The organism is Streptomyces sp. CB01635 (genome assembly GCF_002803065.1).
GTDB lineage: Bacteria > Actinomycetota > Actinomycetes > Streptomycetales > Streptomycetaceae > Streptomyces.
The window spans coordinates 191,725-215,401 of record NZ_NNBL01000001.1 but is presented as its reverse complement, the minus strand read 5'-3'; the positions used below and the strand labels follow the sequence as shown (position 1 = coordinate 215,401).

Genomic DNA, 23,677 nt, shown 5'->3' with positions numbered 1-23,677 from the left:
CCAGAAGTGACCGGTGCATGATGGATGAATGGATCTTCGAGTCTTCACCGAACCGCAACAAGGCGCGACCTACGAGACGCTTCTCCGCGTCGCGAAGGCCGCTGAAGACCTCAATTACGGAGCGTTTTTCCGGTCTGACCATTACTTGCACATGGGCTCCGCCGACGGGCTCCCCGGCCCCACCGATGCCTGGATCACGCTGGCCGGGCTCGCCCGCGAGACCAGGCGGATCCGCCTGGGCACACTGATGACCGCCGGCACCTTCCGCCTCCCCGGTGTCCTCGCGATCCAGGTCGCGCAGGTCGACCAGATGTCGGGTGGGCGCGTGGAGTTGGGCCTCGGCTCCGGCTGGTACGGGGCGGAGCACGAGGCTTACGGCATCCCCTTCCCGAAGGAGAAGTTCGGCCGTCTTGAGGAGCAACTCGCCATCGTCACGGGCCTGTGGAGCACGCCCGTCGGCGAGCGCTTCAACTTCAACGGCACCTACTACCAGCTGACGGACTCCCCCGCGCTGCCGAAGCCGACGCAGAGCAAGGTGCCCGTCCTGATCGGCGGGCACGGCGCCAAGCGGACCCCGGCGCTCGCCGGGCAGTATGCCGACGAATTCAACATCCCCTTCGCGTCGCTCACCGACACGGAACAGCAGTTCAAGCGGGTCCGTGCGGCGGTGGAGCAGCACGGCCGCAGCGCCGACAGCCTCGTCTACTCCAACGCCCTGGTGGCGTGCGTCGGCAAGACCGACGCCGACGTCAGGCGCCGCGCCGCCACGATCGGCCGTGATGTGGACGAGCTGAAGGCGAACGGGCTCGCCGGGTCGCCGGCCGAGGTCGTCGAGCGGATCGCCGCGTACCAGGCCGTCGGCTCGCAGCGGATGTATCTCCAGATGCTCGACCTGGACGACCTGGACCACTTGGACCTGATCGCCACCGAGGTGATGCCCCAGCTGTCCTAGGCCACGCGTCAACTCCGCTGGTCCCGGCGCTCCGGCCCCGCCCCTGTCGGGTGAACATCCGTCAACCGGGCACGTGGCCCGGGGCCCCGGCCAGTGACCCGTTCACGCGAGTGATCGTTGGCTGGGGCGGAGCCGGACCGCCCGGCACCCGCACCGGCGGCGGCTGCCGCTGCCGGGCGACGCTTGCGTCAACTGCCTTCCCCCGCGGGGAGGGCGAGGGCCGAGGAGGCCGCCATGTCCCAGGAAGCCATGTCCGAGCAGGTCGTCCACGAACCGGCCGGGCCGGATCAGGAGGGCGCGCCCAAGGGGCTGCTCCAGCAGATGGAAGAGCTGATGGCCGCGCTCAACGCAGATCTGTCGCAGCTCGACGCCGACCTTCAGCAGTCCACCGGACCCGGCGCCCCGTCCGCCGACGAGGGCCACCGCCTCTGATCCCGCCGGGGGCGCGTCGCACCGATGCCGGTGCGCCCCCGAAGCCCGCCACCGCACCAACTGGCACGCCCCCTAAGCCGCCGAGTCAGGCTCCGACTCCGACATGGTGTCGCGGCGCAGCCCGAGCCTGCGGATTATCTCGAGGACCCTGTCCCGTGATTCGTCGGCGGCGTCGATGGCGTCCATGCAGTGCCAGTAGTCCCCCTCCTCCTCCGCCTCGCTGGCTATGCCCACCAGGGCGATCCCCACTTCCCCGAGCAGCGCGGCCAACCCGATCAGTGCCTTGTGCGCCTCCGGCAGCTCCGTGAGCTGCGCCGCCCGTATGCCGCCCGCCCCGATGACCGGGAGCGCCGAGCCCGAGCAGCCTCTGCCGCCCGCCTCGCTCAGTCCGCGCGCCTCACCCCTCAGCTCCGGCGGGCCCTCTCTCGCCAGCCTGTTCCCCATGGCCTGTGCGAGGGCCTGGGCCTGCCATGCCTCCCGCGTGATGGCCGGCGCGTCCTGGCTCTCCGCCAGGGCCCGTCGACTCGCCCTGATGAGTCGCACCGCGTCCATGCGCCGCCCCCGTCCCGAACTCCTCTGTCCACTACCCAGAGTGAGGGTCGGTGAGGCGAAAAGCCAGAGGACGACCGAAATCTGTGGACACGGAATCCAATGTTGATAATTCTGTGACTCCATAGAGTGACAAGACCGGTCGCACGGCCCTTCCAGCCGGTCTCAGCCGCCGGTCTGAGCCGCCGGCCTCAGCCCTCCCCCGGCACCGGAAACCGTTCCTCGTTGCGGTCGATCTTCGCCGACAGGGCCGCCAGCGCGTCGATCCCGAGCACCTCGCACAGCTGCAGCAGATACGCGAGGACGTCGGCGACCTCGTCGCGCACCCGGTGCGCCGTGTCCGGGTCCGCCATCACGCCGGCCGACTCCTCCGGAGTCAACCACTGGAAGATCTCGACCAGTTCGGACGCCTCCACGCTCAGCGCGGCCACCAGGTTCTTCGGCGTGTGGTACTGCTCCCAGTTCCTGGCCTCGGCGAACTGCGCCAGCCGGCGCTGCAGTCCCTCCACATCAAGTTCTGTCACGGCCTCAGGTCTACCACCGCCGCTCCGTGCTCCCGCGCCGCCCACGTCCCGTCGCCGACCGCCCCCGCCAGCCGGATGTGCCCGCGCCCGCACATCCGCACCGCGAGCGCCGTCAGCTCCCGCAGCTGCCGAGGGTCGAGACTGCGGTCGAGGCCGTCGGCGAGGACGGTGAGCGTCTGGTACGCCTCGGGCACCTCCGCCACCGGGTCGACCGCGAGCACACGGGGGCCCGTGAGCAGGACCAGGGCGAGCGCCAGGTACCTCAACTCGCCGTCCCCGAGCCGGTCGACGGGGGTGCGCAGACCGTCGCCGCGGTCGAGCACGGCCCGTACCGTGCCGTTGCCGAGGTCCTCCGACAGGACGTCGACGACGGGTCCCGCGCAGCCGGCCCGGGCGGCGGCGACGAGCAGCGCGTGCCGGATGCCGCACTCGGAGCGTGTGCGCCACAGGACGGCGGCGAGGTTGTCGCAGCCGCTCAGGAGGCGGTCGGCGGTGGCCGGGGCGGGGCGACGCATGCGGTCGGGCCGGGGGTCGCAGGAGAAGACGGAGCGCAGGGCGACCACCACTTGTTCGGCGGCGGCGATGACGAGCCGCTGGCCTTCCGTCTTGCCCGCGACGCGCAGCGGCAGGAGCGCCGTGCCGAGCAGGTCGTCCGGCAGGGGCGCGCGGGTCACGGGGGTTGCCCCTGCCGTGTGCCAGGCGGCCTGGACGACGCGGCGTCCGGGGTCGCGCAGGGCGGTCTCCAAGAGAGTGCGGCCGCCGCAGGTCAACCGCTCGCCGACGATGCGCAGTTCGGGCTCGGCCTGGATCGCGAGGTCGAGGCGGACCGGGCCGACGGGCCCGGTGACGGTGCAGCCGATGCGGAAGCCGCGGCGTCGCTGCGCGTCGGGGCGGGCCCCGTCGGGGACGTGGGCGGACGGGTCGGGGAACACCTCGTCGAGGGCCGCGCCGCCGCCGAGCCGGGCCAGGCCCTCGTAGGCCTTCAGGGCGCTGGACTTGCCGCTGCCGCTCGGTCCCGCGAAGAGGGTCAGCGGGCCGAGCGGGAAGCGTGCGCTGCGGTGCGCGGCGAAGGCGGAGAGCCGCAGTTCGGTGAGGCTCGGCCGGTCCTGGGGAGCCGGGGGTGCGCCGCCGTCCCGCGCGAGCAAGGTCATGTTCCGGACGGTAGGCGGCACTCCGCCCGGAGAACCGTTCTTCCGGGCGGACCTTCCTTCGATCGGGGGACCGGAGGGCCTGGGCCGGGTGACTAGACCCGGGGAACGGCCCCCGCCACGAAGTCCTGCACCTCGGTGCCGGGAGGGGCGAGCAGGAAGACATTGCGGTCGACGCGGTGCATTCCGCAGCCGAGGCCGAGGACCACTCCGCTGCTGAAGTCCAGGACGCGCTTGGCGACATCGGACTCTGCGCCGCTCAGGTCGAGCAGCACGGGGATGCCCGTCATCACGGTCTCGGCGACCTCGCGGGCGTCCGCGAACACATTGATCCGCAGGACGACGAACCGTCGCCGCGCCTCGGTCTCCGCTTCGGGGACGGCCCTGTGGTCGACCGCCGACGGCCATGCGTTACGGCCGCGCAGAGGTACGACCTGGGCGAGCCCTTCCCACTGTTCGTCAGTGACGTCGTGGCTGTTCACTGCCCCCACCCCGTCCGGGCTCGTACTTTTGTCTGCACCCGCCATTCTTACGCCAAGTCACTCGTTCAGCCCAACAGCGACACGGTCCGCATCCGCCGTGGTGGCGGGTGCGGACCGTGCCGGGGGCTTCGATCCGGTGTCAGGCGGCGATCGCGACGGCGTCCACGGCCTTGACGCGCAGAGTCCTGCGGGCCGTGCCCAGACTGGTCACGAACGTGGCCGTGGCCGCCAACGCCACGACCGTGAGCCAGATCCCGAGGCCCTGGTCGGGCAGGAGCGAGTCGGTGCGGACGGTGGTGAAGGGCACGATCCCCGCGAGGCCCGCCACCGTGCCGAAGAACACACCCGTCACCGTGAGGACGAGGCTCTCGACCGCGACCGTTCCGAGGACCTGGACCGGCGTGGCACCGGCGAGGCGCTGCTGGCCGAACTCGCGGACCCGATAGGAGGTCGCCGCGTACAGGGTGTTGACGAGCATGACGCAGGCGAAGACGACGATGATGCCGACGACCACGAAGTTGAGGGTCTCCAGGTTCTTGTCCCCGACGGACTTGGCGACGCCCGACGCCTTGATCGCGTCGCTCTCGACGGCCTGCATGTAGAGGGTGGCCGTGGCCATGCCGGTGAACAGGATCAGCGGCATCAGGACGCCGGAGAGCTGGTCGGCGCGCTGCCGCATGTTTCGTACCGTCAGATAGCCGCTCGCGCCGGTGAGCGCGGTGAGCAGGGGTTCCGTGCGGCCGAGGAAGCCGCGCAGCAGCGCCGGGGAAAGCATCGCGAAGCCTACGGAGAGCAGGATCGCGCCGTAGGCGGGCGCCGCCATGAGGGCCGCGTCGGTGGCCTTCATGGCGAAGGTGCAAAGGACACCGGCGGCGCCGACGGCGAGCGCGCCCCAGGCCGCGAACTTCCGTGCCCTGCCCCGCCCTTGTCGCATCCCGGCGGCGGCCCTCGTGGCGCGCCGCACCGCGAGGAACGCGGCGCCTGCGGAGGCGAGCAGGGTGATGGCGACGCCGGACGTGAGGGCGACGGGACCGAATACGTAGCTGACGCCGTCGGCGACCTGGCCGCTGTCCTTGAACACGTCGAGCAGGGCCTGGCCGCCGAGCGTCGCGGGCCCGACGGCGAGCGCCGAACCGGCGAGGGCGACGATCACGGACTCGCCGACGATCAGGCACTTGATCTGGGCGGGGGTGGCACCGGTGTTGCGCAGGAGGGTGATCTCGTCGGCTCGCCGGCGGACGTTGACGGTCAGGGTGGAGGCGACGGCGAAGAACACGAGGAGCGTCCCGTAACCGCCGACGACACTCGCCGCGGTGGTGAGGGTCTCCGCGCTGACGTGGTCGACGCCGGCGGCGCCCGCCGTGTCGTGCAGCGAGTTGAACGTCATGATGATCGCCGCGCCGAGAAAGGCCGACAGGAGCGTCGCGAGGAGGCGTCCGGGGCGCAGCCGGACGGAGCGCAGGGCGAGTGCGAACATCCCTCACACCCCCGCCGGCGTGTTGTCGCCGAGGTGCGCGAGGCGTTCGGCCACGGCGTCGACGGTGGGGGCTGTCATCTCCCCGGCGAGGCGGCCGTCCGCGAGGAAGAGCACGGAGTCCGCGTACGAGGCGGCGATCGGGTCGTGCGTCACCATGACGACGGTCCTGCCGTGCAGGCGCACGGCTTCCTGGAGGAGGCGCAGGACGTCGCGCGCGCTGCGGGTGTCGAGGGCGCCGGTCGGTTCGTCCGCGAAGATCACGGCGGGTTCGGTGACGAGGGCTCGGGCGATGGCGACGCGCTGGCGCTGGCCGCCGGAGAGCTGGTCGGGGCGGTGGCCGAGCCGGTCGCCGAGGCCGACCTGGGTGAGGATGTCCTGGGCGCGGGCCCGGTTGACACGCCGCCCGGCGAGCCTGAGCGGCAGGCTGGTGTTCTGCGCGACGGTCAGCGTCGGCAGCAGGTTGTACTGCTGGAAGACGAAGCCGATCCGGCGGCGGCGGAACTTGGTGAGGGCCGCCTCGGTGCCGCCCGTCATCTCCTCGCCGTCGACCATCACGATGCCGCTGTCGGGCCGGTCGAGTCCGGCCGCGCACTGCAGGAGCGTGGACTTGCCGGAGCCGGAGGGCCCCATCACTGCGGTGAACGTTCCGGCCCGCAGGCTGAGGGTCACGTCGTCGAGTGCGGTGACGGCGTTCTCGGCTCCCTTTCCGGCCCCGTACGTCTTGCTGACCTTGACGAGGCGCAGGGCCTCGCCGCCGTGCCCTGCCGGTCCGCTGCCGCCCGCTCGGCCCGTACGTCGGAACATGGTCTCTCCCCGTCCACCGTCGTTGTCACGGCGCTGTCTGCGCCATGACTACGACGTTAGGGACGGCGGCGTTCCCGCACATGGGGCGTACAGCCCGGACCTCGGGTGTTGCTACGTACACCCCGCACATACGGGTGCCCGGTGGGCCGGGTCAGGTGAGGTCGATGTGCACGTTGGTCGACTTCACGCGGGCGATGGCCTGCATGCCCACTTCGAGGCCGAGCTCCTCGACGGCCTCGCGGGTCAGGAGCGAGACGAGCCGGTGCGGGCCCGCCTGGATCTCGACCTGGGCCGCCACGTCGCCGAGCTTCACGCCGGTGACGATGCCGGGGAAGGCATTGCGCGCGGAGGTGTACGAGGCGTCCTCGTCGTCGCCGCCCGACTGGCCGACCTCGATCGAGAACGCCGCCAGGTCCTGGCCGCGGATCATGCGCCGGCCGCCCTCGTCGCGGTGGGTGGCGACGCGGCCCGCGTCCGCCCAGCGGCGTGCCGTGTCGGGGCTGACGCCGAGCAGACGCGCCGCCTGCCCGATGGTGTAGGACTGCATGCGCAAAAGACTATGCGCCGGCCCGACGCCCGGTCACCTTCCCCCATCACGCCCCGAAGTCACACCCCTGAAGACACCACGCTGCGTCCCGTCTCGTGGGCGTACAGCGTCGTGCGGTCGCGCAGGGCCGCGTGCACCGCCATCTGCGCGTCGCGGCGGCGCTGGGCCGGGCCGTCGGGCAGGTGCAGCACGCCGGCGTTGCCGCGGGAGCCGCGCTGGATCTCGGCCGTGCGCGGGATGCGCAGGGACTCGTAGTGGGCGAGGCGGGTGCCGGTGGGCTCGTCGGCCGGGGCGGCGAGGCAGGCCGCCAGGTCCATCGCGTCCTCGATGGCCTGGTTGGCGCCCTGTGCCATGAACGGCAGCATCGGGTGCGCCGCGTCGCCGAGGAGCGTGATGTGACGGCTCGACCACTGCCGCAGCGGCGGCCGGTCGTGGAGCGCCCACTGATGGGTCACGTCGACGGCCTCGACGATGTCGGAGACCAGGCCGGTCCAGGAGCCGAACGCGCGGCGCAGCTCCTCCGGGTCGCCGGGCGCCGACCACGACTCGGGCGGCGCGTCCGTCATGGGGACGGTCGCGGCGAAGCTGAGGTAGCGGCCGCCGGACACCGGATAGCAGACGAAGTGCCCGCCGGGGCCGAGCCAGAGGCGCACGAGGGCGGCACGCGCCTCGTCGGGCAGCCGGTCGACGGGGACGAGGCCCCGGTAGATGCCGAGCCCCGCGAAGACCGGCTCGTCGCGCAGGAACGTCTCGCGGACGGTCGAGTGGATCCCGTCGGCCCCGACCACGACCTCCGCGTCGCGGACGGTGCCGTCCTCGAAGGTCAGCCGGGCACCGTCATCCCCCAACTCCTCGGCACTGCTCAGGCGTTGGCCGAGTCGCAGACTGTCGCGGTCGACCAGTGAGAGCAGCGCCTCGTGCAGATGGGCACGGTGGATCGCGTAGTACGGCGCCCCGAACATCCGCTCGCAGTCATCGCCGAGCGGGGTACGGGCGATGGGGCGTCCGGTCCAGCCGCGTACCTCCATCGCCTCGATGCGCACGGCGTGCTCGCGCAGCGCCGGGCCGAGGCCCAGGCGCAGCAGCGGCCTGATGGCGTTCGGCGAGAGCTGGACGCCCGCCCCCACCTCCGCGAGGCGCCGGGTCTGCTCGAAGACCACGTACGGCAGTCCGTGCGCGGCCAGCGCGCCGGCCAGTGCCAGGCCTCCGATGCCCGCGCCGACCACAGTGATCCGCGGCCGTTCCCCTTCGCCCACTTCCCCGAACCGCACGTCTGGGACCGCCTTCCGCGTCGCTGTGTACCGGCCATGTGCGCGGCGGTGCGAGAGGCCCGGTGGTCCGGGGTCCCGCCCTTCGCCGCTCCCTGAGCATCGGCGGCTCCCGGCCCGCGCGGCAACGCCCGTCACCCCCTGACCTGACAACTGTCGCCGCTTGCGTGACGTCCGTCATCGGAACCGGGCCACGGCCGCTCAACGGCCCCTGGCCGGGCCTAACTTCCAGGTGACAGCGAGATCTGACGACGCCGGGAGGCACACAGTGACGGAAGCGGAGGGACCGCGGTGACCGCGGTGGCCGTGGAGGGCCTGCGCAAACGCTACGGGGACCACGAGGCCGTACGCGGCGTCGACTTCACCGTCTCGGACGGGGAGATCTTCGCCCTGCTCGGACCGAACGGCGCGGGCAAGACCACCACACTGGAGATCCTCGAGGGCTTCCGCGGCCGGGACGGCGGGAGTGTCGAGGTGCTCGGGCGCGACCCGGGCAAGAAGGCGGACGGCAAGTGGCTGCGCGGGCAGATCGGGCTCGTGCTCCAGGACATCGCCGTCGAGCCGTATCTGTCGGTGCGCGAGACGATCGCGCGCAACGCCGGCTACTACCCCGCGCCCCGCGGCATCGACGAGGTCATCGACCTGGTCGGGCTAGACGAGAAGCGCGGCGCGAAGGTGAAGGACCTGTCCGGCGGGCAGAAGCGGCGGCTCGACCTGGCGCTCGGCGTCGTCGGCAACCCGCAGCTCCTCTTCCTCGACGAGCCGACGACGGGCTTCGACCCGAACGCGCGGCGCGGCGCCTGGGAGGTCGTCAAGAACCTGCGGGACGCGGGCACCACCATCGTCCTGACCACGCACTACATGGACGAGGCGCAGGCGCTCGCCGACTCGGTCGCCGTGATCGCGGGCGGCGAGATCGTCGCGGCGGGCACGCCCGACACGCTGGGCGGCCGGGACAGCGCGCTGGCCCGGATCCGCTTCCTGCTGCCGCACGGCGCGGCCCTCACCGACGTGCCGCTGCCGGTCAGCGATGTGCACGAAGGCCTGGTCACGGCGGAGTCGGACGAGCCGACGGCCGCGCTGCACCGGCTGACCGAGTGGGCGCTGCGCCGCGGCACCCCGCTGGAGCGCCTGACCGTGGAGCAGCCCACGCTCGAGGACATCTATCTGGGCCTGACCAGCAAGTACGCGGAACAGGAAGCATCCTCGCCGTCCTCCGAACGCGGGCGCGGGCCGTCCTCGCGACGAGGGCGCCGACCCGGACGGAGCCGCTCATGACCACCCTGACCCCGACCACGGCCGCCGGCGCCGGGCGCACCGCGCGCACCGAGCGGAGCCCGCTGGCGCTGCTCGGCCACCAGATCCGTTACGAGCAGCTGTCGTTCTGGCGCAACCCGCAGTCGATGGTCTTCACGTTCGTGCTGCCGATCGTGATCATCGCGATCTTCGGCGCGGTGTTCAGCGGCAGCGCCGACGACAAGTTCTTCTTCGGCCTGTCCGGCATGCAGTACTACACGCCGACGATCGCCGCGGTGTCCGTACTGGGCGCCTGTTACGGGCAGTTGGCGATCGTCCTCGCGATGCGCCGGCAGACCGGTGTGCTCAAGCGGCTGCACGCGACGCCGCTGCCGGCCTGGGTCTACTTCACGGGCCTGCTCGTGCACTGCATCGTCGTGAGCGTCGTCGACGTCGCGCTGGTCATCGGGATCGGCTCGCTGTACGACGTGCCGCTGCCGACGCACTGGGGCGCGATCATGGTGACCCTTGTCCTCGGCGCGGCGAGCTTCTGCGCACTCGGCGTGGGCGTCGCCTCGCTCATCAAGAACTCGGAAGCGGCGCCCGCCGTGGTGCAGTTCATCCAGTTCCCGCTGGTGTTCATCTCGGGCAGCTACTTCCCGATCCACTCCGAGGTGCTCAACAACATCGCCGGGCTGCTCCCGGTGAAGCCGTTCAACGACGCGATGCTGGCACCGTTCGCGCAGAACTCCGGCTACCAGTGGCGCGACCTGGCCGTCCTCGCGGCCTGGGGTGTCATCGGCGCCCTGATCGCGGTGCGCAGCTTCCGCTGGGACCCGCGGCCGGAGTAGGCCGAGCGCCGTGCCCCGCGCACGGCTTGGGGGCCTCCTCGGAGGCCCCCTCGGCACCCCGCCCCACCCCCCACTCCCCGAAGGGAACCCCCTCGCATGTCCCTCACCGAACCGCACACGCGCACCGCGCCGGCCGACCTCGGCGGCGCCTGGACCCTCGAACCCTGCGCCAGTTCCGTCGAGTTCACCGGCCGACACTTTCTCCTCCTCCCGGTGACCGGGTCGATGCCGGTGCGCTCCGGCGCCGCGGAACTCGACGGCGACGGCCGTCTCGCGCACCTCGACGTCGCGCTCGACGCGGCCGGCTTCACGACCGGGAACCCGCGCCGGGACGACGCCGTCCGTGGCCCCGCCTTCCTCGACACGGAGCGCCATCCGCTCCTGCGCTTCGACGGCGAGTCCCTCGCCGCGGCCGGCGAGCCGTGGACCGTCCCGGGCCAGCTGTCCGTCAAGGGCCGCGCGGTGCCGCTGGTCCTCACGGTCGACGAGGTCGTCCCGGAGGGCGCCCGCACGCTCGTCCGCGCGTCGGCGACGGTCGACCGGCACGCGTGCGGGGTGAGCGCGATGCGGGCGATGGTGGGTCCCCGGCTGCGGGTGCGGGTGACGGCGGTGTTCGTACGCGCCTGACCCGGGAGAACGCACAACGAGGCCCGGCCGGTGATTCACCGGCCGGGCCTCGTTGTGCGTTCTCCCGGGTCAGGCGAGGGCGCCCTCCGCGACCGGGAAGACATGCGCCAGCCACGCGTAGTTGCGCAGCTCCTCGAGGAGGCTCAGGCCCAGGCGGTTGTGGAGCATGTGGGCGTGCGAGAAGAGGATCATTCCGGGGTGGGTCGGCGACTTCGCCCGGATGTCGCCCGTGAGAGCGGCGAGCCCGTCGTGCCAGTACGCGAACGGGCCGTGGGCGAGCGGGTCCACGGGCTTGGCTCCGGCGTCCCTGGTGATGGTCGTCAGTGAGTCGAGGAGTTCGTCCGGGTAGCCGGCCTCCCCCGCCCAGGCGCGCCAGGCGCCCAGACCGTGCGCGTAGAAGTAGCCGCGTTCCGCCGTGTCGCCCAGGGCCGCGGCGGCAGCCATGGTGCCGCGCAGGGCGAGCAGGGCGCGCTGCTGCTGCGAGGAGGCCTTCGGCGCGAGGCGCAGGACGAGTTCGCTGGAGAGGCGGAACAGGTCCTCGGTGACTGACATCAGGGCGGGGCCGCCGTAGCGGTCGAACTCGGGGTCGTAGTCGGCGCGGTGGACGCCGGGCGCCAGCATGGCCCGTACGTGCCGGTCGTCGCCCTGCTCGCCCGCCGAGGCGAGCGCTCCCGCGCCTTCGAGGTAGGCGTCGGGGTCGAGGGGCTCCTCGCCGGGCCGGAGCGCGCCGGCCTCGGCGAGCCGGACGCGCAGCACCTCCTCGACGTGGTCATACGTATCCGGGTCCAAGTCCCCTATCCGCAGCCGCAGATGCGGCCCCGCCTGCCAGTAGCGGATGAAGAACCAGGGTGTGCCGGGGGCGAGTTCGCCGATCGTGGGGCCGATCACGTCGGCCAGGACGCGGTCGTGCGCGGACCGGGCGGTGGTGGCGAGGTGGAGGTGCCACGAGCTCCATGTCATGAGGTCTCCCTGAGTGGTCGGGGCGTGGGCGGTCACAGCCGCAGGTCCAGGAGTGCGCCGCCCGAGTCCTGCGGGGCGCCGACGACGACGGAGAGGACGATCGTCTCGTCCGGGTCGAGGCCGAGGACGCGTTGCGTGGGGATCTCCTTGAACGCGCGCACGGGCCGGGCGAAGAGGCCGGAGGCCGCCGCCGAGAGGCACAGACCGTGGGCGGCCCAGCCGACGGCGTGCTGCGCGGCGCCCCACCCGGCCGGGCCCGAGCGGGCGAACAGGTCGCGGGGGCGCACGGAGAAGAACACGGTCATGGGCGCGTGCCGGATGCGGCAGCCGTTGACGGGCGAGACGCCGTACCCGTAGTGCTCCTCCAGGCGGGCGGGCGCTTCGGGGTCGGCGCGCAGGAGGCGGGCGCCGCCCGGGACCGCGCGGTGGACCCCGTCCTCATGGCCGTCGATGCCCTGGACGACGGCGGTGATGTTCACCGCGTCGAAGGCCGCCGCGAGGTCGGGCCCAGGGGGCGGTACGGCGAGCCACCGCAGCGCGGTGTCGAACGCCTCGGCGGAGAGGCGGGCGCGACGGCCGCTCATGCCGTGCAGGGCGCGGGGCATGCGCCCTGAGTGCCGCTGCCACAGGAGCTCCGCCCAGTTCGGGACGGTGCGCGAGGGGGGCAGCTCCCGCGGGATCGCCCGGCCGACCGGCACAGGTGAACTGTCGTACGTCTGCAGTCTGTTGACGCGCACGAGGTCGGCGAGGGACGGGTCGCGCAGGTCGGGTACGGCCGCGCGACGCCGTACGGGCAGGACCGGCGCCGGGTCGCCGACGTCGAGGGTGAACGGCAGCGACCACTCCCACGCCAGGTCGAGCCCGAGGTCCCCGAGGAGTTCGTGCCCGTCGGGCCCGGGCAGCGAAAGCCGGGCGGGTACGTCGAACAGCTCGAGACCCACGCCCAACGCCCGCAGCACGATGCCGAGTTCGAGCGCGACCAGCGAGCCCCTGAACCACTTGTAGGCGGCGGGGATCGACGTGTAGCGGCCGGTGAGGGCGATCCGGCGCGGCGCGCCCCCGCCCGGTTCACCGGTCAGCGCGTGCCGGTCAGGATCGAGGGCACGCCAGGGCGCCCCGCCACTGCCCCCGGCCACGAACGCGTGCACGGGGAACAGACAGCGCGGGGAGGCGTAGGGGCGGTGGTCGTTGTACGGGTTCTCGGGCTCTCGGCGCTGCGGGCCGAACGCGGTGATCAGCGCGCGGGCCAGGCGGTCCGGCACGTCGCGCGGCGGCGGGAGCGCGGGGTAGGGCATGGCCTCCAGCAGGTCGACGGTGCCGAGCGGGAGGGCCTCGCGCGGGGCGCCCGCACGCGGAGGCTCGGGCGGGACGTGTGTGTCCGGGGGAGGTTCCGGGGTCCAGGTCCACGGGGGCGGCCCGGGCCGGTCGGCGCCGGCGCCGTACGCGTACCAGAGGGGTTCGCGCGCGATGCTGTTGTCGCCTTCGGGGCCCGGCAGTTCCACGGGGGAACGCCGGGCCGGCGCGGGCGCGGTCACGGGAACGGGTGGGGGTCGTAGGGGGACGTCCGGTGCTCCTGGGCCGTGCCGCGCAGGGCCGCCTCCAGGCGGGGCAGGCCCGCCAGGCGCTGCTGCGCGTGGCCGAAGCACATCGGCAGGATGCCGGGGACGACCGCGCGCGCGACATGGATACCCGCGTCGGCGTGCTCGCGGCTCGTCTGGTCGACGAGGACGATCCGGTCGAGGCCCGCGTCGGCGAACAGGGAGCGCACGAAGTCCAGGGCGCCCCGCACATCGCCGCCCGACGCGTCGGCGAGCCGCCGCGGCCAGTCGGGGAACGCCTCGTCGAGGGTGACACTCTCGCCGCCGAGCGCGGCTGTGGCCCGCTCTCGCGTCTCGGGGATCGAGGAGAACCGCACGTGGTCCTCCAACTCCTGTACCAACCAGGGATCTTCGGCCATCGCCTCGACCTGTTCTCTGGTCCAGTCGACCGGGTTGGTGACGAGCTGGGCGACCTCACGAAGGGCGCCGCGGATCGCGGACTGCGGGTCCGCCCCGGACCCGGCCGATGAGAACGTCGCGGGGAACGGGTTGAGGCGGTTCACTGCCAGGACCCAGACCACGGGCAGCGCGATGTCCCGCGTGGCGACCAGGAGATGGACGTCGAAGCCGCGCGCCTGGATCAGCTCGATCATGGCGCGACTCGTCGGGTCGGTGATCGAGCTCTGCGGGATGTGGGGCAGCGGCGCGGCCCGGTACCAGGAGGTCAGGAACGCGTCGCGCTCGGCCAGCTCGAACAGCGAGTGCAGCGCGGCCTCTTCGAGATTCGCGCCGACGGCGCAGCCGCTGGAGGACTCGTAGAAGTAGTGCTTGCGCTCGTGCGATGTGACGGCCCTGGCGGCGCGCCGGTCCCTGCGGAAGGCGTACTCGTACTGGTAGAAGGCGTGGTCGGCGGGGACGAGCAGGGCCCGCCCGTCGTCGAGGTCGTGGCCCCACACCCAGTCCATCGGGGTGTCGGCCGTGTGCGCGGTCACCCGGCTGGTCGGGTGGGCCAGCTGCTCGTCCGTGTAGCGGCCGAGGGTCGCCGGGTCCACGGCGTGCTCGGCGATGTCCGTGTACGCGCGGTCCGTGAGGACCGGGATGTCGTACGGGAACCCGCCGAGCCGCTCGTACGCCTCCAGTACGGCGACCGGCTCGGTCTCGGCGAACGTCCTGGCGCGGCCGTGGCCCATCGCCGGCGCGTCCGGCACGACGGCCATACTCATCGCGAACGGGGTGCGGGACTCGCGCAGGATGGCGCGGACCGGGCCGAAGCGGTCGTCGACGAGACGCTCGCGCAGCAGGCCCCGCTCGACGAGACGGCTCTCTTCGGACCGGGTCGGGTCGCCCGGGGACGCCGGCCGGTTCCGCAGCGCAAGCGGCAAAGGCTGTTCCGCGGAGGCGAGTTCACCCTTCTCCGGGCCGCACAGCGGGCAGTGGAAACTGCGGGCGACGCGGTGACGGCGCAGGCCGCGCGCCGATACGACGTACAGCTCGCCGGGGCCGAGGGGCCGCCGCGCCAGATGCTCCAGGGACGCCCGGAGCAGTTCGGGCAGCAGCGCCTCGGACGGCGCGGTTCCGGCGGCCGCGTGGCTGAGGTCGCCGACGAGGGGGTGGTCGACGACGGTGCGCTCACGCACCTCGGCGCAGCCCGCGCACCCGGCGTCGGTCCCCGGCACCCACAGCGGTCCGACGAGAACTTCGTCACCGTGGATGCGCACGGACAGATGCGGGCGGACCGACTCCTGGGCCGCGTCCAGTTGTTGGCGCTCCCAGCCGAGGTCCCAGCCGCGCCGGACGGAGACGCGCCCGCCGTCCGTGACTGTCAGGGCGCTCAGCCGGGTGACGACGTCCCGCCAGGTCTCGTCGTCGTACGCGTCGGGGGCGCGCCGCGTGCTGATCACGTCAGCCGTGTCACTGTGCATCGTGGGTCTCCCGCGTGCGCTCTGCGGCCTCGACCGGCCCGTACCAGAAGGGGATCTCGCCGAGTACCGGGTCCGCCGCGACGGGGTGGCCGCGGAAGGCGATGCCGAGGGCGTCGGCGTGGGTGGTGAGCTGTGCGCGCAGGGCGCCGATGACGGCGGTGTCGGCGAACAGCAGGGAATCCGTGGAGAGTTGAGGGGGCCTGCCCGTCTGCACGTGGGCGACGCCCTCGCACAGGGCGATGCGCAGCGCCTCCTGAGTGGTGGATCCCCAGCCTGTGCCCAGGATTTCGCCGGCCGCGGTGGTGATCTCGGCGAGTCGCCAGTCGACGCCGGAGACGTGGTGCAGCACGAGCCGGGGCTCGCCGTCCACCAGCTGCCGCAGCGCGGACAGGATGCGCTCGCCTTCGGCGTCGGGCGACGCGTCCGCCCCGGCAAGCTGGACCGCGCGCGGGGCCAGCAGCCGCAACGCGCCGTCGAGCAGCCAGTGTTCCTCGGTCAGACCGGCGGCCCTCCCCGGGGTGCGGTCCCGCAGGGCGAGCAGCGCGGCGGCGACGGTCGCGGCCTCCTGGTGCGGCCCCCAGGCGACGACCGTGCCCGCCCGTTCCCCACGCTGGTCGACGGCGCGCAGCGCAAGCGGCATCTGCGGCAGGTCCTCGTCAGCGGTGTAGGAGAACAGACCGGTCCAGCGACCGGCGAGGGCCACGGCCGGCTCGCGCGCCTCCTCCGGTTCGGGCGTCGGCGTCGAGGGGGCGTCGGTGAGGAGGGAGCCCGGCCGGCCGGTCGCGGCCGCCATGCGGGCTCCCCCGACGGTCACCCGGTCGGAGACCAGGTCCGCCCCGTGCACGACGTGGGCCTCGCCCGCGTCCGCCGTCCCTGTCAGCGTGTCGATGAGCAGCTGCCCCGCGAGGGCCCCGGCCACGGCGTCGGCGACCGGGCGCGGCACGGGCCCGTCGCCCTCATCCGTCCAGGACAGGGCCCGCGCACGGAACGCGGCGCGGGTCGCGGCACCCTCGGGACCACCCGCGAGAACGGGACCCACGACGTGAATCGTGTCGCCGATGAACACGGTCAAGTGGTGCTTCACGGCCGGGAGTTCGAGCGGCCCACCATCGGCTGCGGTACGGATCTCCAGTACCGCGTCAGCGCCTTCGTACCCGTTGTCGTACGAACCGGGCGCCTCCACGACCGTCACCTCCCCCACCCCCGCCCGCCGCAGCCCGCGCGCCGCCGGACCGGTCGCCTGTGGCGGGCCCGTGACGAGTACGCGGGCGGAGCGCAGGCGGGCGAACGCGGCGTACGGATCGTCGAGCCGCGCTTCGAGGCGTGCGACCGACTCGGCGTGCGGCGCGCGCTCCTCGGGGGACGGCTCGGGGGCGGTCAGGGCGTCGGGGTCGAGCAGGAGTCGCGCGTCGCGCAGCTTGCCGACGAGGTGGCGGACGGCGGGGCGGGAGCGCTCGGTGCCGAGTTCGGCGACGAGTTCGTCCTCGGTCGCGCCGCTCTCCAGGAGGGGGACGCAGCCCTCGGCCACGGCGTGCAGGACGTCGGAGCCGCGCAGGACGACCTGGCCGCGGGTGCCGCTGAGGTAGACGCCGCCGGGCACGGGCGCGAAGTGCAGGTCGGGGCGGGCCTTGAGCCTGGCGTTCGTCATGCCTGTCCCCCTCGGTAGGTGAAGCGGCCGCCGGCCTCCCGGCCGACCTCGACGACCCACTCGGTGGCGTGCGTGCCGTCGACGACGGCCGGCAGCGCCTCCTCCAGGTAGCAGCCGTCGGCGCCGCGCCGGTCGAGCATGCGCGGCAGGACGCGGGCGCTCAGGGCGCTGGTCAGGTCGACGTACTGCGGCTTCTGCTGGAGCCGCTTGGACTGCACGTCGGGGGCGCCCACCGAGAGGGGTCCCTCGTCCTCGGGCGCGTTCTTGATGACGACCTCCTCGGCCACGGCGTGGCGGGCGCGCCACGCGTTGAGCGCGAGGAGCCGGTCGTGCTCGTCGGGTCCCGCGGCGACCGCGGTGGTGAGTTCGTCGCCGCCGTACCAGCGGCGGCGGCCGATGAGGACGTCGCCGACGGCCATGCGGGGCGCGGTCCGGGTGGTGGCGCGGTCCCACGGCGTCGCCGCGTGCCAGCTGTTGGGCAGGCTGTTGAAGAGGCGGCCGCTGATGGCGAGGCCCGAGGCCACGGACAGGGGCGGCGGGAACAGGCCGGGGTGGCCCGTGCCGAGCGGGAGCACGCGCAGGGGCGCGCCGTCGGCGTCCTCGACGCGCAGCGTGTCGGTGTCCGGGTCGTGCGCGAGGCGCAGCGTGAACCAGTCCTCGGGGGTGAGGCCGCCGGGCAGGATCGGCGCGTGCGCGTTGACGTTGAGGCGGTGCAGGCCGAGGTCCTCGGTGACGCGGGCGCCGTCGAAGCCGTACTCCCGCCGGAGGTGCTCGGCGAGGCGGGGCAGGGCGCGGCCGCCCATGCGGCGGTCGGCGTCGAGGAAGCGGGCGTAGAGCATGCCGTGGCCCGGCAGTCCGTCGTTGAGGACGAGCCTGCCGTCGCCCTCCTGGAGGAGGACGCCGTAGATGAGGGGGTCCTGACGGAACCGGTCGGGCAGGGACGCGGTCAGGCCCGTCACGTCGTCGGGGGTGAGGACGAGGGTGTCGTCGCCGGCGTCGACGGTCTTGGACAGACGCGCGTGGACGGCCTCGGTCAGCTCGCGGCGCAGCAGGTACATGCGCTCCAGGGAGCCGTCGGCGGGGCCGATGCCGGCCAGTGCGGACGGGTCGCCGGTGCCGTGCGGCCCGTAGACGGCGTCCATGGCGGCGGCGCGCCGGGACACCTCGCCGACGACGAACGCGGCGTTCGCGGCGAGCGGGATGTTGGCCCCGGCCCCGAACCGCTCGACGAACGCGGCCGTCATCAGGACGCGTACGTCGTGCAGCCAGTCGAAGACGGACAGCAGCTCGACGGCCGGGCCGAGGTCGGCGAGCGGTTTGTGCCACTGCCGGGTCGCCACCTTCTGCGGCGGCATGACGTAGTCCTCCTCGACCGTGATCTGGGCGGGCCGCCCGGCGAGGTGGCTCAGCTTGCCCAGGTCGCCGCGCAACTCGGCGAGCACACCGCCCCGTTCGGGCGCGGGAGCCTCGGCGAGGCGGGGCAGTCCGGCGCGGATCCCGGCGGCGAGCGTGGTGGCGCGCGGGTCGTCGGGGGTGAGGAGGTCGTCGTAGTCGGCGGCGCCGTCCTCGGCCTCGTGGAAGGTGCACAGGAGGCCCTGGCCCACGGCCTGCCGTACGCGCTTGTCGGCGGCCTCGGCGGGGATGCCGGCGCGTTCCGCGACGTGGGCGACGACGGCGGGGAAGAGCCGCGGCCCCATGGACACCGCGTCGAGCAGGTCGCCGACGGGCCCGTCCAGGGGTACGGCGAGCCGGCGCATGCCCGCGTCGGTGAGCCTCAGGAAGAACAGCTTGCCGGACTCGGGGTCGGGCGCGGAGGTGGGCGGGATGCCCACCCACAGGTCCGTGAGGTCGGCGGTGTCGGCCGCGGGGAGCCCGCCGAGCACGTAGCCGAGCATGACGCGGTCGAGCCCGGGGAAGGCGGTGGCTCCCTCGAAGGGGACGTCGCCGGGGTCGACCCCGTCCGGGTCGGGTTCCGCGATGCCGACGGCGGTGAACCGGGACAGCGGGCTCGTGCGGACCATGGCCCGCGTGACGTACTGGATGAGGCCGCGCTCGGACTTGCGGGTGCGGGCGGAGACCTTGCCGGGGCCGAGGACGGCGGCGCGGTAGCGCTCGGCCTCCTGGTGGACCTCGGGCGCCACGAGGGCGAGCGAGCGCAGCAGGTCGTCGTCGCCCAACAGGGCTGCCAGGCCGGCCCGTTCGCGGTCGGCGGCCTCCGGGTAGCCCTCGACGACGGCGTCGCGCAGCCGCTCCCTGGTGTCGCGCGCGGCGAGCCAGTGGGTGACGGCCGGCGTGGGGGTGGGCGGCTTCTTGGGGGCGCGGCCGTTGTGGATGGAGCGGCGCAGGGCGATGAGGTCGCGGCGCTCGGCGTCGTCGGCGGCCTCGCCGATGCGGTGGTACAGCTCGTCGGAGCACGCGTCGGCGGCCTGCCTCAACTCCTCTTCGGCAGCTGCGAGTTCGGCGAGAGTACGACGCTGGGCCGGGTCGGCGAGGCGGGCGCGGCGCAGCGGGTTGACCCGCAGGAACCAGAGGGATTCGGGTGTGGTCGGGCCTGTCATCGCGGGGCTCCCGTCGGGTCGGCCGCGGTGGCGGCCATGCGGTCTCGGCGGTCGTTCAGCCGGTCCTGCCAGGACACGCCGAGGACGTCGTCGACGGTCTCGGCGATGGCGAAGCACATGTAGTAGCGCTGCATCGGCGAGACGGTCAGGAGCGGCAGCTGCTCGTAGAAGAGGTTCGTCAGGAGGCGGAAGGCGGCGAACCAGCGAGAGGGGTCGGCGACCACTCCGGAGTCGCCGACGGCGCGGTGGAAGTCGCTGTCCGGCTGGTCGCCCTGCGGCACGACGCGGGTCGCCCCGGGCGGTCCCATCTCGCTGCGGTCCACGCCGTCGGTGACGGAGTCGAGCAGGTCGAGGGTGAGCGTCCCGGCGGCGACGGCGCTCTCCAGGGCGCCGGAGCTGTACGCGAACGCGGTCCGCCACTCGGCGGCGCCGGCCGACACCTCGCCGGACAGGCGCTGTTCGACGACGGTACGCAGCCGGGGCGCGTCCTTGGCGAGCCGTTCCTGGAAGACGGGCCTGACGTCCTTGGTGGGCGCGGCCCAGGCGAGGAACGCCTCGACGTGGGAGCGGGGCGAGAACACGCCGTAGGCGGGGCCGAGGAAGTGCGTGTCGACGAGGGCGGCGAACGCCTCGGCGAGCCGGACGGTGGCGGTGGCGGGCTCCGCCGCGATGCCGTCGATCATGCGCAGCAGGGGCTTGTTCAGGGCGCCGAGCACGACGGTGCGGAACTGGTCGAGGCGCGGCTCGCGCGACGCCGTGTCGGCGGGGCCCACCCGTGAGACGGCGCCGTGCTCGTGCAGCGGGAGGTAGGGCGGCTGGACCGCTTCGAGCCGGCCGAACTCGCGGGCCTGCTCCAGGTACGCCTCCTCGGTCAGGGCGCGCGGCGGGTCGAGCGGACCCGCGTCGAGGAGATCGGCGACCTCGGTCCAGTCGGGGGCGCCCGGCACCGCGAGGGCGAGGACGTCGACGTGCGGGCCGTGCAGCCAGCCGCGCCTCAACTGGACGGCTGGGGCGCCCCGTTCGCTCAGGGCGCGGACGACCGGCACGACGTGCCTGGCGAGCCACGCCGGTGTCATCGGCATCCGTGTGTGGAGCCGCACTCCCGTCAGGCCGGCGGAGTCCGGCTTCACGGCAGTGCGCTCCGGCGCTTCAACCCCCATGTTTTTCGCACCTTCCAGGAAATCTTCAACAGATCTTGCGGAATGTTTTGACTGGAATTCTGTGGCGCCGGCTTGTGCCCGGAAAGGGAATGCGGGGCGGCCGCTTACATACGTCACCGCTTTCGTGACACCGGCGCCCGCCGGGTCACGGACGGGTTGGCCGAAAACGGCCAGTCAGGCGCCAAGATCGCTGTACCCTCCGGCCATGACTACGGACACGGAGTGCCTGGCACTCACGCAGAACCTGCGCCGCCGCGGGGCCATCGTCCTCGCGGTTTTTGCCCTGGTGTGGGCTTTTGCGGGCGGCTCCGGCATAAGTGCCGTGGGGGTTTCGGTGACGGTCGGCGTGCTCGCCGCCGCGGTGACCGTCGTAGCGGTGGTCCTGGCCTTCCGCGGCGGGGCCGGACCGGCCTCGCGCATGGTGCGGCTCCCGGAGAAGTGGAACCGCGGGGTCGGCATGGTGAACATGGCCGAGCTGGTGGCGATCTTCGTGGTCATCGCCGCGTCGAACGCGAGCGGCCACCCCGAGCTGATCCCGCCCGGTATCTGCCTGGTCGTGGGCCTGCACTTCTTCCCGCTCGCCCGCCTCTTCGACCAGTGGCAGTACAAGTGGACGGCCGCCTTCCTGACGGCGGTCGCGGTGGCCGGCCTGGTGGTGGCGGCGGCCGGCACGACCATGGAGACCGTGCGTGTGGTGGTCGGCCTCGGCGCCGCACTGGTGCTGTGGGCCTCGTCGTTCCACGTCGCCGTGCGCGGCTGAGGCGGAAGCGGCCGCACCTCGAAGTTCCCGCGGAAGGCCCCGCGAAAGGTCCCCACACAAGGATGTACCCATCCAGCTCCCGGCTGGATGGGCGCATCCTTTGGAACGGTGGATCAGCAGGCGGAGCAGGTGCTGGACGAGGACGACGAGGTGCCGATCGAACCGCTGGAGGCGCCCATCTCGGGGAGCGCGACACCCTGCGCGACCTCAAGGGTCTCCAGCTCGTCGACGTCGAAGCTGTCGAACGCCTTCTCCGCGTCGTCGCCGTTCTTGATGTCGTTGATGCTCATGTGGTGAATTCCTTCCGGTGTTCCGCGAAGTGGCTTCGCGGGGTGGACGAGCGGTGGGTGAGGGGAAGTCAGCAGGCGGAGCAGGTGCTGGACGAGGACGACGAGGTGCCGATCGAACCGCTGGAGGCGCCCATCTCGGGAAGGGCCACGCCCTGCGCGACCTCAAGGGTCTCCAGCTCGTCGACGTCGAAGCTGTCGAACGCCTTCTCCGCGTCGTCGCCGTTCTTGATGTCGTTGATGCTCATGTGATGAATTCCTTTCGTGAGTTCACGAGTTCTCGGGGATTCCCCGGAACGACCTTCCCGGAGATTTCCGGGGGTCTTTTTTCTTTCCGCAACCGGTGGCTGCGCAATTAATAATGCTCGGCCGGTCATTCGGTGGCCAGCCTTTGCGCCCCCTCGCTGACATTTATCACGGGGGAATTGACCGGCAGCGACCATTCCGGGCTGTTGAGCATGGCCCAGCCCGCCTCGGGATCGCCGGCCACGGAGTCGTCGGGGCTGCGGCTGCCCAGCAGGAAGTCGCCGACGGACGACTCCTTCAGATAGTCGAGGCCGAGGACACGGGCCGACATGTCGGCGTCGCCGTTGCCCAGGCCGCACGGGGCGAGACCGAGGGCCGTCGCCACCAGGTACATGGTCTGGTAGAGCACACCGGTGTGCCGCAGCGTCGTCGCGTAGGCGATGGCGCGGTACTTCCACGCCATGCGCTGGAAGCGCGCCGTGACGGTGATGAGCACATCGGGGCGCGCCTCCATCCCGGTGGCGCGTGACGCCACATGGAAGAGGGACTCCCGGTCCGTCTCCGCGTCGTTGACGAGGACGAGGCGGTGTGCCACGGGGTCGTAGTAGTAGATGCCGGCGTCGAGCCCCGCGCAGCGCCGCACGGTCACGTACAGCTCGAGTTCGTAGCCCTGGCCGCCGCTGGGATAGGGACGGGAGACGACCTCGTCGCGTCCGCTGCCGTCCTCGGGGGTGTAGTGGGCGCGCACGCGGGCGACCCGGTAGAGGAACTCGCCCAGCTGCTCGGCCGTCAACTCCCCCTCTCCGTACGAGCGGATGGAGCGGCGCGTCTCCAGGGCGGTGGTGAGGGAGGGGTCGCGCCCGGCGATCTCCTCGCGCGTGGGCCGGTACAGGTCCACGGCCGGTCCGTCCGGGGCGGGCTTCACGGCGGGCTGGGGGTCGATCTCGCCGCGGTACGGGTAGACGGCGCCGAACACGTCGTCGTAGCGCCCGGAGCGGATGCGGGAGTGGAACAGCAGGTCGTGGAAGTCCCACTGCCGCAGTGTCGGCTCCGTGTCGGAGGCGAACGCGCCTTCCTGGTCGGCGAGTTCGACGAAGCCGGCGCCCACGAGGTGGGCGAGCGCGTCGAGGGCGTCGTCCTCGCCCAGGCCGGTGCCGAGCGCGCCGGCCGCCACGGGTTCGCCCAGGGCGGCGACCAGCTCGCGGGCCGCGCGGTCCACGAGCACCGCGCGGAACTTGACGAGCGGCGACTCCAGGACCAGTACGCCCTCGCGGGTACGGCAGAACGCGAACCGGGAGAGGCGCACGGTCGTGCCCGGCGCCACCACGGCGATCCGGTGCTCGGCGTCACGCGCGGTGGGCTCGACCCGCAGGAGCTCCCTGCGGTCGGCGGGTCCGCCCCGGGTGAGGACGCTGCGCGCGACCAGATGGCCCGCGCGGTCGAGGAGCCGTTCCACCTGGACGGCCTCGGCGGCCCGCAGCCCGTCCAGCAACTCGCCCATGGGGCGCGGCCCTTCGGCGAGGCGGCCGAGCGCGGTGCGGATGCCGCCGCGCACCGGTCGCAGGGTGAGCGAGGTGGCCGGGCCCGCGAGGGTCGCCGACTCCCCGTCGAAGAGGACCCGGACGTCGGCGCGGAACGCGGGCGCGGTGCGCGGCGGCGATTCCGCCGTCTTCTCGGTCTGCATGCTGATCTCCGGTTCCC

At 72.9% G+C, this 23,677-nt stretch carries 23 protein-coding genes; 6 read left to right on the top strand and 17 right to left on the bottom strand.

All coding sequences use genetic code 11. From position 1 onward, the window contains the following. The first annotated feature begins 28 nt into the window (after nt 1-28). Entirely contained in the window at nt 29-952 is a 924-nt protein-coding gene (locus CG723_RS00950) for an LLM class F420-dependent oxidoreductase (protein WP_100591219.1), read from the top strand. Between the two features lie 234 nt (nt 953-1,186). Beyond that, entirely contained in the window at nt 1,187-1,384 is a 198-nt protein-coding gene (locus CG723_RS00945; RefSeq protein WP_100591218.1) for a hypothetical protein, read from the top strand. 72 nt (nt 1,385-1,456) lie between these two features. On the opposite strand, the gene CG723_RS00940 is transcribed toward CG723_RS00945, so the two are convergent. From CG723_RS00940 to CG723_RS00905, 8 genes are all read right to left on the bottom strand, one after another. Then, nucleotides 1,457-1,936 carry a DUF6099 family protein gene (locus CG723_RS00940; protein ID WP_100591217.1) on the bottom strand — a complete coding sequence of 160 codons (480 nt, stop codon included), beginning with the start codon at nt 1,934-1,936 and terminating at the stop codon, nt 1,457-1,459. Between the two features lie 188 nt (nt 1,937-2,124). After that, on the bottom strand, nt 2,125-2,457 hold the full coding sequence (locus CG723_RS00935) for a nucleotide pyrophosphohydrolase (protein ID WP_100591216.1): 333 nt from the start codon (nt 2,455-2,457) through the stop codon (nt 2,125-2,127). Next, nucleotides 2,454-3,608 (bottom strand): AAA family ATPase, encoded by a 1,155-nt coding sequence (locus CG723_RS00930; RefSeq protein WP_100591760.1) that lies wholly within the window; start codon nt 3,606-3,608, stop codon nt 2,454-2,456. The genes CG723_RS00935 and CG723_RS00930 overlap by 4 nt, the downstream gene beginning before the upstream one ends. 92 nt (nt 3,609-3,700) lie before the next feature. Further along, nucleotides 3,701-4,087, bottom strand: coding sequence for a cell division protein SepF (locus CG723_RS00925; RefSeq protein WP_107489189.1), 387 nt, complete (start codon nt 4,085-4,087; stop codon nt 3,701-3,703). 139 nt (nt 4,088-4,226) lie between these two features. Then, nucleotides 4,227-5,564, bottom strand: coding sequence for an ABC transporter permease (locus tag CG723_RS00920; protein WP_100591214.1), 1,338 nt, complete (start codon nt 5,562-5,564; stop codon nt 4,227-4,229). A gap of 3 nt (nt 5,565-5,567) precedes the next feature. After that, nucleotides 5,568-6,368 carry an ABC transporter ATP-binding protein gene (locus CG723_RS00915; protein ID WP_100591213.1) on the bottom strand — a complete coding sequence of 267 codons (801 nt, stop codon included), beginning with the start codon at nt 6,366-6,368 and terminating at the stop codon, nt 5,568-5,570. A gap of 151 nt (nt 6,369-6,519) precedes the next feature. Further along, a complete protein-coding gene (locus CG723_RS00910) occupies nt 6,520-6,915 on the bottom strand; it encodes a TOBE domain-containing protein (protein WP_100591212.1) in 396 nt (131 codons plus the stop codon). Between the two features lie 59 nt (nt 6,916-6,974). Beyond that, the gene (locus tag CG723_RS00905; protein WP_100591211.1) at nt 6,975-8,186 is read right to left on the bottom strand and encodes an FAD-dependent monooxygenase; all 1,212 of its coding nucleotides are present in this window, start codon (nt 8,184-8,186) and stop codon (nt 6,975-6,977) included. 288 nt (nt 8,187-8,474) lie between these two features. Between CG723_RS00905 and CG723_RS00900 the strand changes: the two genes are divergently transcribed. The 3 genes from CG723_RS00900 to CG723_RS00890 all read left to right on the top strand — a co-directional run bounded on the left by CG723_RS00900 (nt 8,475) and on the right by CG723_RS00890 (nt 10,897). Further along, nucleotides 8,475-9,461 (top strand): ABC transporter ATP-binding protein, encoded by a 987-nt coding sequence (locus CG723_RS00900; protein ID WP_100591210.1) that lies wholly within the window; start codon nt 8,475-8,477, stop codon nt 9,459-9,461. Further along, nucleotides 9,458-10,270, top strand: a complete 813-nt coding sequence (locus CG723_RS00895; RefSeq protein ID WP_100591209.1) for an ABC transporter permease — start codon at nt 9,458-9,460, stop codon at nt 10,268-10,270. The genes CG723_RS00900 and CG723_RS00895 overlap by 4 nt, the downstream gene beginning before the upstream one ends. 96 nt (nt 10,271-10,366) lie before the next feature. Beyond that, complete coding sequence (locus CG723_RS00890) at nt 10,367-10,897, top strand: YceI family protein (protein ID WP_100591208.1); 531 nt, start codon at nt 10,367-10,369, stop codon at nt 10,895-10,897. Between the two features lie 69 nt (nt 10,898-10,966). Here CG723_RS00890 and CG723_RS00885 read toward each other — a convergent pair whose 3' ends face one another. Genes CG723_RS00885 through CG723_RS00860 form a run of 6 tightly spaced genes read right to left on the bottom strand, consistent with a single transcriptional unit; the run spans nt 10,967 to nt 20,683 of the window. Further along, the gene (locus tag CG723_RS00885) at nt 10,967-11,857 is read right to left on the bottom strand and encodes a thiopeptide-type bacteriocin biosynthesis protein (RefSeq protein WP_100591207.1); all 891 of its coding nucleotides are present in this window, start codon (nt 11,855-11,857) and stop codon (nt 10,967-10,969) included. A 32-nt stretch (nt 11,858-11,889) separates the two neighbouring features. Beyond that, nucleotides 11,890-13,392: a nitroreductase family protein gene (locus CG723_RS00880; RefSeq protein WP_234374075.1), complete on the bottom strand. Its 1,503-nt coding sequence runs from the start codon at nt 13,390-13,392 to the stop codon at nt 11,890-11,892. After that, a complete protein-coding gene (locus tag CG723_RS00875; RefSeq protein WP_100591206.1) occupies nt 13,389-15,317 on the bottom strand; it encodes a TOMM precursor leader peptide-binding protein in 1,929 nt (642 codons plus the stop codon). Before CG723_RS00875 ends, CG723_RS00880 begins: the two co-directional genes overlap by 4 nt. Continuing rightward, entirely contained in the window at nt 15,307-16,965 is a 1,659-nt protein-coding gene (locus tag CG723_RS00870; protein WP_100591205.1) for a hypothetical protein, read from the bottom strand. Before CG723_RS00870 ends, CG723_RS00875 begins: the two co-directional genes overlap by 11 nt. Further along, entirely contained in the window at nt 16,962-19,523 is a 2,562-nt protein-coding gene (locus tag CG723_RS00865; RefSeq protein ID WP_100591204.1) for a lantibiotic dehydratase, read from the bottom strand. Before CG723_RS00865 ends, CG723_RS00870 begins: the two co-directional genes overlap by 4 nt. Then, the gene (locus CG723_RS00860) at nt 19,520-20,683 is read right to left on the bottom strand and encodes a hypothetical protein (RefSeq protein WP_234374074.1); all 1,164 of its coding nucleotides are present in this window, start codon (nt 20,681-20,683) and stop codon (nt 19,520-19,522) included. Before CG723_RS00860 ends, CG723_RS00865 begins: the two co-directional genes overlap by 4 nt. Nucleotides 20,684-20,888: 205 nt before the next feature. Between CG723_RS00860 and CG723_RS00855 the strand changes: the two genes are divergently transcribed. Next, nucleotides 20,889-21,443 (top strand): hypothetical protein, encoded by a 555-nt coding sequence (locus tag CG723_RS00855; protein ID WP_100591203.1) that lies wholly within the window; start codon nt 20,889-20,891, stop codon nt 21,441-21,443. 113 nt (nt 21,444-21,556) lie between these two features. On the opposite strand, the gene CG723_RS00850 is transcribed toward CG723_RS00855, so the two are convergent. From CG723_RS00850 to CG723_RS00840, 3 genes are all read right to left on the bottom strand, one after another. Then, nucleotides 21,557-21,733 carry a thiazolylpeptide-type bacteriocin gene (locus CG723_RS00850; RefSeq protein ID WP_100591202.1) on the bottom strand — a complete coding sequence of 59 codons (177 nt, stop codon included), beginning with the start codon at nt 21,731-21,733 and terminating at the stop codon, nt 21,557-21,559. Nucleotides 21,734-21,801: 68 nt separating this feature from the next. Next, nucleotides 21,802-21,978 carry a thiazolylpeptide-type bacteriocin gene (locus CG723_RS00845; RefSeq protein WP_100591202.1) on the bottom strand — a complete coding sequence of 59 codons (177 nt, stop codon included), beginning with the start codon at nt 21,976-21,978 and terminating at the stop codon, nt 21,802-21,804. Between the two features lie 125 nt (nt 21,979-22,103). After that, entirely contained in the window at nt 22,104-23,660 is a 1,557-nt protein-coding gene (locus tag CG723_RS00840) for a SagB/ThcOx family dehydrogenase (protein ID WP_100591201.1), read from the bottom strand. Nucleotides 23,661-23,677: the final 17 nt, after the last annotated feature.

Bases quoted from the DNA above. Each gene is read 5' to 3' on its own strand.
- CG723_RS00890 (WP_100591208.1), top strand. From the start codon at position 10,367: ATGTCCCTCACCGAACCGCACACGCGCACCGCGCCGGCCGACCTCGGC.
- CG723_RS00895 (WP_100591209.1), top strand. From the start codon at position 9,458: ATGACCACCCTGACCCCGACCACGGCCGCCGGCGCCGGGCGCACCGCG.
- CG723_RS00865 (WP_100591204.1), bottom strand. From the start codon at position 19,523: ATGACAGGCCCGACCACACCCGAATCCCTCTGGTTCCTGCGGGTCAAC.
- CG723_RS00845 (WP_100591202.1), bottom strand. From the start codon at position 21,978: ATGAGCATCAACGACATCAAGAACGGCGACGACGCGGAGAAGGCGTTC.
- CG723_RS00930 (WP_100591760.1), bottom strand. From the start codon at position 3,608: ATGACCTTGCTCGCGCGGGACGGCGGCGCACCCCCGGCTCCCCAGGAC.
- CG723_RS00945 (WP_100591218.1), top strand. From the start codon at position 1,187: ATGTCCCAGGAAGCCATGTCCGAGCAGGTCGTCCACGAACCGGCCGGG.
- CG723_RS00850 (WP_100591202.1), bottom strand. From the start codon at position 21,733: ATGAGCATCAACGACATCAAGAACGGCGACGACGCGGAGAAGGCGTTC.
- CG723_RS00920 (WP_100591214.1), bottom strand. From the start codon at position 5,564: ATGTTCGCACTCGCCCTGCGCTCCGTCCGGCTGCGCCCCGGACGCCTC.
- CG723_RS00855 (WP_100591203.1), top strand. From the start codon at position 20,889: ATGACTACGGACACGGAGTGCCTGGCACTCACGCAGAACCTGCGCCGC.
- CG723_RS00910 (WP_100591212.1), bottom strand. From the start codon at position 6,915: ATGCAGTCCTACACCATCGGGCAGGCGGCGCGTCTGCTCGGCGTCAGC.
- CG723_RS00940 (WP_100591217.1), bottom strand. From the start codon at position 1,936: ATGGACGCGGTGCGACTCATCAGGGCGAGTCGACGGGCCCTGGCGGAG.
- CG723_RS00885 (WP_100591207.1), bottom strand. From the start codon at position 11,857: ATGACATGGAGCTCGTGGCACCTCCACCTCGCCACCACCGCCCGGTCC.
- CG723_RS00950 (WP_100591219.1), top strand. From the start codon at position 29: ATGGATCTTCGAGTCTTCACCGAACCGCAACAAGGCGCGACCTACGAG.
- CG723_RS00870 (WP_100591205.1), bottom strand. From the start codon at position 16,965: ATGACGAACGCCAGGCTCAAGGCCCGCCCCGACCTGCACTTCGCGCCC.
- CG723_RS00860 (WP_234374074.1), bottom strand. From the start codon at position 20,683: ATGGGGGTTGAAGCGCCGGAGCGCACTGCCGTGAAGCCGGACTCCGCC.
- CG723_RS00840 (WP_100591201.1), bottom strand. From the start codon at position 23,660: ATGCAGACCGAGAAGACGGCGGAATCGCCGCCGCGCACCGCGCCCGCG.
- CG723_RS00875 (WP_100591206.1), bottom strand. From the start codon at position 15,317: ATGCACAGTGACACGGCTGACGTGATCAGCACGCGGCGCGCCCCCGAC.
- CG723_RS00915 (WP_100591213.1), bottom strand. From the start codon at position 6,368: ATGTTCCGACGTACGGGCCGAGCGGGCGGCAGCGGACCGGCAGGGCAC.